This window comes from Oscillatoria nigro-viridis PCC 7112, assembly GCF_000317475.1.
Taxonomy (GTDB): Bacteria; Cyanobacteriota; Cyanobacteriia; order Cyanobacteriales; family Microcoleaceae; genus Microcoleus; species Microcoleus nigroviridis.
On the sequence record NC_019729.1, the window covers coordinates 679489 to 692120 of the forward strand.

The window sequence follows — 12632 nt, forward strand, 5'->3', positions numbered from 1 at the left end:
TCTAAAATCGACTGACTGGAGGCTAAAAATCCAGAAAAACGGACAAGTAACAATCAGGAAAACACTTTTTTAGAGCTATGAAAACTCAACCAAGTCAAGACCGGATTATTATTTTCGATACGACTTTGCGGGACGGAGAACAATCTCCGGGTGCATCTCTGAATGTGGATGAAAAGCTGACGATCGCCCGCCAGTTAGCGAGATTGGGCGTGGATGTGATTGAAGCGGGTTTCCCTTTCACCAGCACGGGAGATTTCGAGGCAGTCCAAAAAATAGCCCGATCGGTTGGCACGGAAGATGGGCCGACAATTTGCGGTTTAGCACGGGCGAGAAAGCAAGATATTAAAACAGCAGCAGAAGCTCTGAAACCAGCAGCCAATGCGCGAATTCATACGTTTCTGGCTACGTCTGATATTCACTTGGAGTATAAGCTGAAAAAGACGCGGGCTGAAGTTCTGGAAATTGTGCCGGAAATGGTGGCTTACGCTAAGTCTTTTGTGGATGATGTGGAGTTTTCGCCGGAAGATGCTTGTCGATCGGAACCGGAGTTTTTGTATCAGGTTCTGGAACGGGCGATCGCAGCGGGTGCGACTACTGTGAATATTCCCGATACTGTCGGCTACACGACTCCGAGCGAATTTGGGGCTTTGATTCGCGGAATTAAGGAAAATGTGCCGAATATCGATCGCGCAATTATTTCGGTGCACGGTCACAATGACTTAGGATTGGCTGTTGCTAACTTTTTGGAAGCCGTGAAAAATGGCGCCAGACAGTTAGAATGCACGATTAACGGGATTGGCGAACGGGCGGGAAATGCGGCTCTGGAAGAGTTGGTAATGGCGCTTTACGTGCGGCGCCAATATTATAATCCGTTCTTGGGCCGGGCTGCGGATTCTGAGGAACCGCTGACAAAGATTGACTCGCGCCAAATTTACAAAACTTCCCGCTTGGTTTCCAATTTGACGGGGATGTTGGTGCAGCCAAATAAGGCGATTGTCGGGGCAAATGCTTTCGCTCACGAGTCGGGAATTCACCAAGACGGAGTGCTCAAAAATAAGCGGACATACGAGATTATGGACGCTGAGTCGATCGGCTTAACTGAAAATCAAATCGTCTTGGGCAAATTATCAGGCCGCCACGCTTTTCACACTCGCTTGAAAGAGTTGGGTTTTGAAATGGCCGACGATGAGCTAAATAAGGCTTTTGTCAAGTTCAAAGATTTGGCGGACAAGAAAAAAGAGATTACTGATTGGGATTTAGAGGCGATCGCCAATAACGAAGTGCACCAAGCACCGGAACTTTTCCGGTTAGAATTGGTGCAGGTTTCCTGCGGCGACAAATCTCGCCCGACAGCAACTGTCACTGTGCGGAATCCGGCAGGCGAAGAATTGACCGATGCTGCGATCGGCACTGGGCCTGTGGATGCGATTTACAGGGCAATTAACCGGGTGGTAAACGTACCCAACGAGTTGATCGAGTTTTCTGTACAGTCGGTAACAGCGGGCATAGATGCGATCGGCGAAGTAACAATTCGCTTGCGCCACGAAGGCAAAGTATTTTCCGGTCACTCAGCAAATACCGATATTATCGTAGCGTCTGCAGAAGCATACATCAGCGCTTTAAATCGCCTGTATCAGGCATTGCAGCATAGTGCTGAAAAATCCTCCGAACAGCCAACTGCGATCGGAAATCAAGTTGTTGCAAAAGCACAGCGCTGATAAATTTCTTGTCAGCCATTTTTCTTGAAACAAACCGCAGACGAACGCACATAACAGCAGATATATCTAAATAAGTCTGCGTTAATCCGCGTTCATCTGCGGTTAAAAATTAAAATCTTTTTTAGCAACAACAAACCCTAAAAAATGCAAGAAGAAACTTTAAAAAAAGAGCGACAATTCCACGATGCTTGGGCATCCACAATCGATATTGACGGCATTCGAGTTAATGATTACTTTGAAGCTTGTACCGCCCCAGAAAATAGATTTATCGTCCATAAAATGGGCGATATTACAGGCAAACGCCTCTTAGATTTAGGCTGCGGCGCGGGAGAAAATAGCGTTTATTTTGCTAAAAAAGGTGCAAATTGTGTGGCGGCGGACTATTCTCAGGGCATGGTAGAAGTTGCTCTGAAATTGGCAGAGAAAAACGGCGTCAAAATAGACGGCTGCACGGTGAATGCAATGGCTATGGATTTCCCGGACAACAGTTTTGATATTGTTTACGCTTCTAATTTGCTGCACCATTTGCCGGAACCATCCAAGGCAATTCGCGAAATGCACCGCGTACTAAAGCCTGGGGGTAAAGCTTGTTTTTGGGACCCGATGAAGCACAATCCGGTGATTAATGTTTACCGCAGGATGGCTACTGAGGTGCGGACGGAGGATGAAGCTCCTTTGGATATTAATATTGTGAATTTTGTCAAGTCTTTGTTTTCGGAGACGGCTTACGATACGTTTTGGCTGACGGCGCTGTGGATTTTTTTGCGCTTTTATTTGATAGAAAAAGTGCATCCCAATGAGGAGCGTTATTGGAAAAAGATTATCATTGAACAAGAGAGATTGAAACCGGAATACTCTCGGTTGGAAGAGTTGGATGGGTTTTTGAAGAAGTTGCCTTTGATGAAGCGCTTGGCTTGGAATTTGGCTGTGGTGGCAACGAAGTAAGACGATTTTAGATTTTAGATTTTGGATTTTCGATTAAAGAATCGGGAATGACTGATGATATCAGTGGTAGGGTGCGTCAGTTTTGAGATTTTAAATCAGCGCCGAAAGTATTATTCTGACGCACCATTTGTTGTCAGGTGCGTCTGTTCCGAGATTGTTTGTTTGGAGCAAAAATAATCACAACTGACTCACCCTACTGAAAACTCTAAAAGAAGTACAATAAGTCAAAGCATTTAATTAAGAGGCTAATTATGCCAGAAACTATTATTGCTGTCTACGAAAACGGTGTTTTTCGTCCCTTGAGTCCTTTGTCATTGAATGATGGGGAAACTGTGCAGATTCAACTCTGGCCAGATGATCCAAAAAAGCAGGCAGAATTGGCAATCCAGTTTTTAGTTGACCGAGGATTGGTGACTCCACTACCTAACGAGTCCCATAACGTCGAGGCTGTCACCGATGAAGAGGTGTATGAATTGGCTAAAAGGTTAGGGGCAAAACCGGGCAAGCCTCTATCAGAAATGATTATCGAGGATCGCGGCCCGTGGTAAACATTTATTTTTTGGATAGCAGCGCCCTCATCAAAAGATATGTGGTTGAAATTGGCAGCCCTTGGATAAAAACGCTTACGGATTCCCAGACTGGTAACTCCCTGCTTGTAGTCCGCATCACCTGGGTGGAAGTTCTTAGTGCTTTTGCACGCAGACAACGTGAAGGCGGTATAACTGCTGCGGAAGTTGCTGCACTTATTGCAAAGTTTCGGTCTGAATTCAATAGTCGGTATAGAGTTATCGAAGTTGATCTGGCACTGGTTGAAAGGGCGGGTGAATTGATTGTTCAATATCCACTGCGGGCTTATGATGCTGTGCAATTGGCGGCTGCTTTGCGCGTTCAATCTGTTTTAACATCCATACCAGAAACTCAACTAATTTTTGTTTCGGCGGACAACAGATTGCTGGATATTGCTCAGTCGGCAGGGTTAAGGATTGATAATCCTAATAATTATCCGTAATCAAGCTGTGTGTAGTCAGGAATCCAAGTCCTCGGAAAAATCAGAGGACTAAAGTCATCACTAGAAACTAATTTTAGTGCGATCGTTATTTAGAGAATTTCTTTCAAAGTTTTAACTAAGATTTGATTCTGTTCCTCCGTACCTACACTAATCCGCAATTTGTCTTCCAATCGCGGCTGGTTGAAGTATCTAATCAAAATTCCCCGTACTTTGAGTGTTTGATAAATCCTTTCTGCATCGCCGTTTGGAGGCCTAACTAACAAAAAGTTGGTTTGCGATGGCCAAACTTCAAAGCCTAATTCCTGGAAGCTAACGGCTAGTTTTGCTCGCGAGGCCTTAATCTTTTCGGCGTTGGCTGTTTTGTGGTCTCGATCGGCGATCGCAGCCGCCCCCACTGCATAGGCTAAAGCATCCACATTATAGCTGTCTTTGATTTTATTTAATTCTGCCAGCAGCGCCGGATTTGCTATGCCAAAACCCAGTCTCAATCCTGCTAGGGAATAACCTTTGGAAAGCGTCCTCAATACTATAACATTACTGTACTTTGTTGTCAATTCCAAAGCATTATTTTCTGCGAAATCTACATAAGCTTCGTCGATGACAAGAATGCCCGATAACTCTTTAGCCAGTTTCTCCAAATCTGCAACAGATATGGCTGTTCCCGATGGACTGTTGGGCGAGGCTACAAATGTCACAGCACCCTGGGCTGCTATTAACAAATCGACTGGTAACTTGTAGTCATCGGGATAAGGAACTTCGACAAAATCTGCCTCTTGAATTTCTGCCAAAGTGCGGTACAATACATAGGTGGGCGCGGGACAAACAACTGGTTTCCCGGCTTCGCCCACAGCGCGAACTATCAAGTTTAATAAATCGTCGCTGCCGTTACCTACAACAATCCAATCGTCAGGTACTCCTAACACTTTACTAGCAGCAATGCGAAAACTTTTGCCAGTTGGATCTGGATAGCGCCGCAGCATTTCTCCGTCTATTTCCTGAAGCACTTTTAAGGCTGTTGGAGAAGGCGGATAGGGATTTTCATTAGAATTTAGTTTAATAATTTTTGTGCCTAGCGGTGGCTGTTCCCCCGGCACGTAGCCAGACATTTGGTGGATGGTTTTGCGAAAGTAATTCATCTATTAATTGAGTTTTGTGGAACGGGCCGGAGAGCCCGTTCTTGATAATGGTGCAAGATATCAAGTTAAACAAATTATATCAAACAATTAGTGACTATCCGCCTTATACCCAAATCAAGTAACTTTTGCATATCTGCTCGATCGTCCACAGTCCAGGCCACAATGTCAACTCCCTGACTCCGGCTTTCTTGAATTAGTGCGGGGTTTTCCAGCAACACGCGATACTGACTGCTAATCAAATTATCCCCATGCGCCACCGCTTGAGCAAATTGAGTTTTGTATGCTTCTAGATTAGCAACAATGTGTCCGATCGCCAAATCGCCAGATAGCCGCCGCACTTGTTCCAGAAATCCATCGTTAAAGGAAGTAATAACGCATTTATGCTGGATTTTTTCGCCCTTCAAAGTGTTGACAAAATCCGCCACATCTGCATCAGACCACTCGCAGTGAGGCTTGACATCAAAGTAAAGAAATTTGCCAACATTTTTGAGGATAGCTAATGATTCTTTTAAAGTAGGAATTTTTTGTTGTGAAAATTCATCGCTAAACCATTTTCCCGCATTAAGTGTCTGCAATTCAGACAGGGTTGTTTCCCTAACTTTGCCAGAAACTCCAGTGATTCTATCTAATGTGGCGTCGTGAAAAATCACTGGTACGTTGTCGGCGGATAGCTGGATGTCAAATTCGATCGAATGAGCGCCGCGGGCGATCGCCAGTTCAAAAGCTGCTAAAGTATTCTCGGGGGCGATCGCCGAAAATCCCCGATGTGCGATAATTTCTACATTCACTGTCTTGTACCCTCTAAAAAATCTGCCACAGTTTGATTAAAAGTTTCCGGTTGAGTCAAAAAACACCAGTGATTCCCCGGTACTTTTGCAACGGTAAGATTTTTCAAGTATCTCTTGTATGGCTGCATTTGCCAATCCATGCGATTTACGCCTTTTTCCGGCTGTACAAACAAAGTCTGGATCTCAATATTTTCAGTTAAACCGGCTACTTTCATCACTTCTGCAAATATCTGATTTCTGGCTGCAATCGCAAATTTACTGCCCCAACTTCCGTCTGATTTTTGTTCGATTTGGCGTTGGAATACCATTTGTTGCACGTCACTCCAATCTGCGTATTCTCCCGATTGTTTTGCTGCTGCTTCTGCTTGGGATAAAGTCGCAAACGGGCCCACACATTTGAGACAGTCTAATCTTCGGTAAACAATTGGCAGGGTGAGTTTAAGCGCGGCGGGCAGTTTGGTGATAAAGATGGGGTCTACTAAAATCATACTGCAAAAGCGATCGGGATTTTGCCTCGCCCAAATCGGTGCTAGTTTTCCCGTCCAAGAATGCCCTAAAATGTGGGCGTCAGGCCAGTTGAGATGTGCCATCAAAGCTTCTAAATCGGCGATCGCACTTTTAAAAGTATAGCCTGTTTTCGGTTTGCTACTCTCTCCGTGACCGCGCATATCTGGCGCTACAATATGATAGCGGTTGGACAAGTAATTGCCGAAGCTAGTCCAGACACACGCACTATCTGCTAAACCGTGCAGCAGCAGTAAACGCGGAACTTTTTCTTTGCCTGTTTCTGGCTGCCATTCTAGGTAAGAAAGTTCGATGTCTGGTAATTGCAAAGTCTTGCGAGTTGGCATGATTAGGGTGTTTTCTAGGTGGATAAATGTGTTTAAGTTTTTTATGAACACGCTTTCCGGCCTGTTCCACAAAGAGGGTGTTTTCTAGGTGGATAAATGTGATTTAACTTTTTTATAAACAGGCTTTCCGGCCTGTTCCACAAAGAGTGAATTTTATTGTACGGTTTTCCTCAACAGGCTTTCCGGCATTTTTCACAAAGAATAAATCTTCTTGTGGGTGGGCTTCTAGCCCGCCCTTCTGACTTAACCTTTGCCCTTCAAACTCAACAAGATAAACTGAGTTTTCTGCGCTTCATCAAAATTGTCATCGCTGACCAAAACTAGACTCTGGCTGCCATCTGGCAAGCGCGGGCCGAGGGTCATCCCCTCTAAATTGTACAGCGGAATTCCGAGTTCGCTCAAGTCTAGCAGCAACTTTTTCTTAACAGGTTCGACCGTTGGTAATTGCCCTTTAAAACTCTGAATTCTAGAAGTGTCTGTAGCCGCCCCAAACGCTACTTGATAAATCCTAGCGCTGTATCCCGACAGCCCAAAAGAACGTTCTAAACTCAGAATCTGACCGCCGCCGACAGTGACTAATTCTGTTAAACCGTTCAAAATAGTCAGGGGAACTTGGTCGAGCTTGTAAAGATTTTCTGAAACTAATTGCGGCTTTTTATCGACGATGATATAATGTAAAACACGGAGTTTGCTTGCCTGTTCGGGGTCTAAATCTTGCATTAACGGCGCTTCCGTAGCTGCGAACAAACGAAACGGATCTAGACCGCCCGGACTAAAGGTTTCTGGGTCGATGGTTAAAGATTCAAAACCTAAATTGTCCACCACTCCTTGCTGCTGTTTTTCATCGCTGGTATCGGGAATATAGCGCTTTGGAATCGGCAAATTTCCCCGCATTTGCCCTGTTTTGAGGTCAAATTCTCCGATAAAAGGAGGGATGCCAACATGAGTAACGCCTTCGCTGGCGACAAATACTGAGTTGCGGGGAGAAAGGGCGATGCCTTCGGGATTGATGGAACCCCAAGAGAAGGTTTCACCGTCTGCTTGTTTGAGGGATGTAACGCCTTCAACGGTAACTTTTTTCAGGCGAATATTTGCTGGGTCGCTTGATGTGAGGTCTAGTCGCAGACTGTAAAATCTCGCTTCTCCGTTTTCGCTGGGGTCGTCGGAAAGAGCGTAAAAGCGATAAGCTTTGGAAGTGGCTGCACTAATACCTTTGGGGTCGTAGGTAATTCCTGACAAACCGCCGACTGGTACTCCTTCAAAATTCATTTTTGGCAATTGGTACTCGCCCAAAAATTCTAGGGACATTTCTGGAAAAGAGCGGTCTCTAGCAACTGCGGGAGGGGGGGCGCAAGCCGTGCAAACAGTTAACAGAATTAGGGCTAGACTGAATAAGCGTAAAATACGTTGGCGAAGCCCTCGAAGAGGATCGCCCAGCGTCTTCAAATGCCAAGAATTGCTCAGTGCGGTGACATTTATTTTGCTGCTCTTGTTGAACTGTTTGCTTTTGTGCCATCTTTGTAACATAATTTATACCGTTTTGTAGATATGCAAAATTTGATGTTTCGAGAAGGAATGCCGAATCGCGGCAACCAAATTTTGAGAATGAGAAGTTCTGTGCCAATTGGGTGCTTGCTTTTTTTGTGGCTGTGTGCTGGTTCTATTGCTAGCGCCCAAACTAATCCACCAGGCCTCGATCAATTTTCTCCTAATCCTCTAGAAATTACCACACCCGATCCCCTAGCTCCCGCTAACGAATCTTTGAGCAGCACTCAGCGGGACGAACTGACAGCGGCTTTGGAAGAGTTAAACTTAGAAGCATTGGCTAAATTGGAAGCTGGAGATGGGGCTGGTGCTTTTGAAATTTGGTTCCGAGAATTGCGCCTGCGGAGGTATCTGGGCCCGGCGGCGGAAATTGCTGCTTTGAGTCGGGTGGGAAGTGTTGCTTGGAGTAACGGTAAAAACCTCGAATTACAGCTTATTACTAAACGGTTGCAAGCAATTCAAAAACAAGTCAAATCCCAAGTACCACTTAATACTGAGTTGCTCCCCGCTTTCGCTGCGGCTTTTCAGCAGGTGCGCGCTAAAGGCCCGACTGTAGAAGTTTACCAAGAAATTCTCGAAAATGCGCGCCAAAACCAAGATATATTGGCTCAAGGTCAGATTTTGAAGGCGATCGGGCTTATTCACATCAATTGGTTGAGTTACGATAAAGCTGCTCCGGTGTATGAGGAATTGGCTACTTTAATTCAGGAAAACCGCGCTTTATTTGCTGCTAATTCTGCTGTGCAAAATTCTGCTGTTGTTGCGGGAAACGGTGCGCCGCCGCAGCCTGTAACTCCTCCAACTGAGGTAGAGACTCTGAGACAGTTGGCCTACGTTTACCAGCAGTCGAAACAACCCCTAAAGGCGATCGCAGCCAGGGAAAAACTAGCATCAGTGTATTTGAACCTGCAAAATCCGAGCGCTATACCACCGCTCAAAATTGCGATCGCCAGTGATTACCAAACCATAGGTCAAATCAATTTAGCAGCTCAATACTATCAGGAAGCCTACAATTTAGCCGTCCCCATTCAACAGTATGCTCAGGCTAGCGAAGCTTTGGATAAATTAGCATTGCTTTACCGAGCGCAAAAGCAGTGGGAGCCGACTTTGCGGATTTATCAAATGCAGTTGCTGTTAGAAGAGCGGGCTTACAATTTCTACGGATTGATGAGTGCTTACGACAATCTCGGTCAAGTTTATCAGGAGATGAAGGCTTACGATAAAGCTTTGGAATCCTATCAAAAAGGGTTGGACGTGGCTAAAAAATTGGGACACAGACAAGAGTATTTTGCTAAGAAAATTCAAAAAGTTAACAAGCAATTGCAAAGGACTTCGTAGTTGTCAGCAGGCAATAATGACAAATTGCAATGTGAGTAATTTAAACGCAGTAAGGTGTGCAACGCACACCCTACAAAACTACTTTTGATCGAGAATTTCTTCATGGTACAAGCCCCCGGATTTATGGGTGGAATCAATCCAAAATCTAAAATTCTCAAGCCCCCGAATTTATCCGTCGGGTAAATCTAAAATCCAAAATCTAAAATCTAAAATTCTCAAGCCCCCGAATTTATCCGTCGGGTAAATCTAAAATCCAAAATCTAAAATCTAAAATCGAATGACTCGTAGGTTTCTCGCGAGATAGAGTAATATAGTACATCAGTTTCGTAATAACGAGCATTTTTTTCATATTTCATGCCAACTTTCTGTATCACCCGCTGGGAGGCGATATTTTCTGGACGGGCGATCGCAACTATTCTTTCAAGCTGTAATATTTCAAATCCATAGTTTAGACTAGCAAAAGATGCTTCTGTGACTAATCCTTGATTCCAGTAAACTTTGTCGATCGCATAGCCAAGCTCAACTTCCGGTGTTTGGTCGAGACAAGCAAGTCCGCAGCGGCCGATCATTTTACGGTCTCTTTTATGTACTAAAGCCCACATTCCGAAGTTATTTTGTTCCCAACGTTGGAGCATATTATGAATGGCGATTTCTGTTGCTTCTCTAGTTCTAACTCCTGTGAGGTATTTCATTATTTCCGGATCGCTGTAGATGCGGTACAGGTCATCTAAGTCGTCTGGCGTAAATTGCCTCAGATACAATCGGGCTGTCTCTATTTCGTGCATAATTTATCAGCAAAAAGTCTAATACACTTTCCTGGGGACGACGGTGAAATGTAGAATCAATTTCTTCAATGCAGTGAACGGCATTTTGAAAATCCAGCATTTGATCCAGCAAATAAAACCAGTGGCGAACTCTATCTCTAAAGGCATAAAGTGGCAAGTAGCGGGTATCCGCTGTTGTAATAAATATGGGCGACTGAGTGCTGTCGGGAGCGATAATTTGCTGGAGCTGTAGAAGGTTTCCTAATTTAACTGACTCTATTTGCTACAATTGTAAGTTGGATATATTGTACAGCTTTTTTGCTCAAAGCTGAGCTAACTGCGATCGCCCGCCCGCCCTACAAGCCGCGCAGCGAAAAACAAGCTCGATATCCTCAGCAAAAGCCCCCAAATTTAGTAGCATAACAGCTTCTGCAATCTAAAATCTAAAATCTAAAATCGGATGACAACTTCCTCACCAGTAGCAGACACCAAAAACAAATCCGGCCAGGAAACAGACTGGCGGTTATTTCTGAGGTTGGCATCTTACGCAACCCGCAGCAAACGCTTGTTGATTATTTCGATCGCACTATTAGTACCGCTAGCAGTCTCAGGAGCAATTCAACCCATTCTCATCGGACAGGCAATTTCGGTAATTCGCTCGGAACCTACCTACGAATTCTTGCGGGGATTGCCTTTATCTGCTGCATTGAATATTTTGGCTATTTTGCTCATGCTAACTATAACACTTAGATTGGCATTGCAATCAGTTCAAGGCTATTTAGTCACCAAAGTAGGGCAAATAATTACTACAGATATTAGAAATGATTTGTTCGCCCACGTCACATCGCTAGCAGTGAGATTTTTCGATCGCACTCCTGTCGGTAAACTGATGACTCGCCTCACCAGCGATGTGGAAGCTTTGGGAGAGGTTTTCTCTTCAGGGGCGATCGGCATTGTCAGCGATTTATTTTCTATTTTAGTAATTGCCATTTTCATGTTTACCATGCAGTGGCAACTAGCTTTAATGTTGGTGCTGATGATGATACCAATTACCGCAGTCATAGTTTATTTCCAGAACCAATATCGCATAGCAAATTACACTACAAGAGAAGAACTTTCAGACCTTAACTCACAACTGCAAGAAAACTTGACTGGTATTGGCGTAGTGCAGCTATTCCGCCGCGAAAGATTCAACTCAGAATTGTTTCGCGTCACCAATAAACGGTACATTAAAGCCGTTGACACAACTATCTTTTATGACTCAGCCGTATCTGCGACTTTAGAATGGATTGCTTTAGTGGCAATCGCAGGGGTTTTGTGGATGGGCGGTCAAAGGGTTTTAGCCGGTAATCTTAACTTCGGTACTCTCTCGGCATTCATTTTATTTGCTCAGCGTCTCTTCGATCCGCTGCGGCAATTTGCTGAGAAATTCACTGCAATTCAAGCCGGATTTACTGCCGTCGAACGGATTAGCGATATTCTCAACGAACCGATCGAAATTAAAGATCCAACTAGCGGGAAGAAGGAAGAAGGAAGAGGGAAGAAGGAAGAGGGAAGAGGGAAAAGGGAAGAAGGAAGAAGGGCAGGTTATTCACCGTTGTTGATAACTGGACATCCAGAGGCCACGGCTTACAACTTGTCTCCGTTCGATCGAGAATTGGCAGATAACCATCAAAATCCAGCAAGTTCAGAATATCGTTTATTGCCTAACAATCCCCAATCGCCCCCCGCCAACCCCACCTTGCTAAGGGGGGGAGAAAATGCCAAATCGCAGAATTCTGAATCGGGAGAAATCCAATTTGACAACGTGTGGTTTGCTTACAAACAAGACGAATATGTTCTGCAAAACCTCAATTTCACCATCAAATCCGGCGAAAAAGTAGCATTAGTTGGCCCCACGGGTGCGGGCAAAAGTTCGATTATCCGTCTCCTGTGCCGTCTTTACGAACCTAGCCGAGGACGGATTCTGGTCAATCATGTGGATATTCGGGATTTGCCTCAAGCAGAGTTACGCAGGCACATAGGCGTGATTATCCAAGATGGCTTTCTATTTGCTGGTGACGTGAAGAGCAATATCAGCCTGGGAGAAAGTTACTCGATTGAGGAAATTCAAGCAGCAGCAGAAAAGACAAATGTTGCGCGTTTAATCGAACAGTTGCCTCAAGGTTATGACACGCAATTGCGGGAACGGGGAACCAATCTTTCGGGGGGACAAAAGCAATTATTAGCGTTTGCTCGCGCCGCTATTCGCAATCCCAGTATTTTAGTTCTAGACGAGGCAACTGCTAGTTTGGATGTGGGGACGGAAGCTTTAATTCAAGAAGCTTTAGAGCGTTTGATGGCGGACAGAACGGCGATAATTATTGCCCACAGGCTCTCGACTATCCGAAATGTCGATCGCATTTTAGTGCTCAAGCGCGGGCAGTTAGTAGAGTCTGGCAGCCACGAAGAATTGTTGCAGCAAGAAGGGTTGTATGCCAGTTTGTACAAGTTGCAAATGCTGGGAAGTTAATATCTGAACGAAGAGGAAAAATTACC

11 protein-coding genes are annotated in these 12632 nt (G+C 44.8%); 6 read left to right on the forward strand and 5 right to left on the reverse strand.

Going from position 1 to position 12632, the window contains the following annotated elements; all coding sequences use genetic code 11:
* Positions 1–77: 77 nt before the first annotated feature.
* From OSC7112_RS03045 to OSC7112_RS03060, 4 genes are all read left to right on the forward strand, one after another.
* Positions 78–1718: a 2-isopropylmalate synthase gene (locus OSC7112_RS03045; RefSeq protein WP_015174514.1), complete on the forward strand. Its 1641-nt coding sequence runs from the start codon at positions 78–80 to the stop codon at positions 1716–1718.
* Positions 1719–1862: 144 nt separating this feature from the next.
* A complete protein-coding gene (locus tag OSC7112_RS03050; RefSeq protein ID WP_015174515.1) occupies positions 1863–2663 on the forward strand; it encodes a class I SAM-dependent methyltransferase in 801 nt (266 codons plus the stop codon).
* 251 nt (positions 2664–2914) lie between these two features.
* Complete coding sequence (locus tag OSC7112_RS03055) at positions 2915–3211, forward strand: antitoxin family protein (RefSeq protein WP_015174516.1); 297 nt, start codon at positions 2915–2917, stop codon at positions 3209–3211.
* Positions 3205–3672 (forward strand): type II toxin-antitoxin system VapC family toxin, encoded by a 468-nt coding sequence (locus OSC7112_RS03060; RefSeq protein ID WP_015174517.1) that lies wholly within the window; start codon positions 3205–3207, stop codon positions 3670–3672. Before OSC7112_RS03055 ends, OSC7112_RS03060 begins: the two co-directional genes overlap by 7 nt.
* 89 nt (positions 3673–3761) lie before the next feature.
* On the opposite strand, the gene hisC is transcribed toward OSC7112_RS03060, so the two are convergent.
* The 4 genes from hisC to OSC7112_RS03080 form a co-directional block, all read right to left on the reverse strand.
* On the reverse strand, positions 3762–4808 hold the full coding sequence (gene hisC / locus OSC7112_RS03065) for a histidinol-phosphate transaminase (protein ID WP_015174518.1): 1047 nt from the start codon (positions 4806–4808) through the stop codon (positions 3762–3764).
* 74 nt (positions 4809–4882) lie between these two features.
* On the reverse strand, positions 4883–5596 hold the full coding sequence (locus OSC7112_RS03070) for a glycerophosphodiester phosphodiesterase (protein WP_015174519.1): 714 nt from the start codon (positions 5594–5596) through the stop codon (positions 4883–4885).
* Positions 5593–6447, reverse strand: a complete 855-nt coding sequence (locus OSC7112_RS03075) for an alpha/beta fold hydrolase (protein WP_015174520.1) — start codon at positions 6445–6447, stop codon at positions 5593–5595. The genes OSC7112_RS03070 and OSC7112_RS03075 overlap by 4 nt, the downstream gene beginning before the upstream one ends.
* A gap of 243 nt (positions 6448–6690) precedes the next feature.
* A complete protein-coding gene (locus OSC7112_RS03080) occupies positions 6691–7974 on the reverse strand; it encodes an esterase-like activity of phytase family protein (protein ID WP_015174521.1) in 1284 nt (427 codons plus the stop codon).
* Between the two features lie 21 nt (positions 7975–7995).
* Between OSC7112_RS03080 and OSC7112_RS03085 the strand changes: the two genes are divergently transcribed.
* The gene (locus OSC7112_RS03085; RefSeq protein WP_015174522.1) at positions 7996–9330 is read left to right on the forward strand and encodes a tetratricopeptide repeat protein; all 1335 of its coding nucleotides are present in this window, start codon (positions 7996–7998) and stop codon (positions 9328–9330) included.
* A 260-nt stretch (positions 9331–9590) separates the two neighbouring features.
* Here the strand turns inward: OSC7112_RS03085 and OSC7112_RS03090 are convergent, their stop codons facing one another.
* The gene (locus OSC7112_RS03090) at positions 9591–10115 is read right to left on the reverse strand and encodes a GNAT family N-acetyltransferase (protein WP_015174523.1); all 525 of its coding nucleotides are present in this window, start codon (positions 10113–10115) and stop codon (positions 9591–9593) included.
* 439 nt (positions 10116–10554) lie between these two features.
* On the opposite strand from OSC7112_RS03090, the gene OSC7112_RS03095 reads away from it, so the two are divergent.
* Entirely contained in the window at positions 10555–12606 is a 2052-nt protein-coding gene (locus OSC7112_RS03095; RefSeq protein WP_015174524.1) for an ABC transporter ATP-binding protein, read from the forward strand.
* Positions 12607–12632 lie beyond the last annotated feature (26 nt).

Excerpts from the sequence above, each read along its gene's own strand:
- OSC7112_RS03090 (WP_015174523.1), bottom strand. The coding sequence starts at position 10,115 with ATGCACGAAATAGAGACAGCCCGATTGTATCTGAGGCAATTTACGCCA.
- OSC7112_RS03045 (WP_015174514.1), top strand. The coding sequence starts at position 78 with ATGAAAACTCAACCAAGTCAAGACCGGATTATTATTTTCGATACGACT.
- hisC (WP_015174518.1), bottom strand. The coding sequence starts at position 4,808 with ATGAATTACTTTCGCAAAACCATCCACCAAATGTCTGGCTACGTGCCG.
- OSC7112_RS03050 (WP_015174515.1), top strand. The coding sequence starts at position 1,863 with ATGCAAGAAGAAACTTTAAAAAAAGAGCGACAATTCCACGATGCTTGG.
- OSC7112_RS03080 (WP_015174521.1), bottom strand. The coding sequence starts at position 7,974 with ATGTTACAAAGATGGCACAAAAGCAAACAGTTCAACAAGAGCAGCAAA.
- OSC7112_RS03075 (WP_015174520.1), bottom strand. The coding sequence starts at position 6,447 with ATGCCAACTCGCAAGACTTTGCAATTACCAGACATCGAACTTTCTTAC.
- OSC7112_RS03055 (WP_015174516.1), top strand. The coding sequence starts at position 2,915 with ATGCCAGAAACTATTATTGCTGTCTACGAAAACGGTGTTTTTCGTCCC.
- OSC7112_RS03095 (WP_015174524.1), top strand. The coding sequence starts at position 10,555 with ATGACAACTTCCTCACCAGTAGCAGACACCAAAAACAAATCCGGCCAG.
- OSC7112_RS03085 (WP_015174522.1), top strand. The coding sequence starts at position 7,996 with ATGCAAAATTTGATGTTTCGAGAAGGAATGCCGAATCGCGGCAACCAA.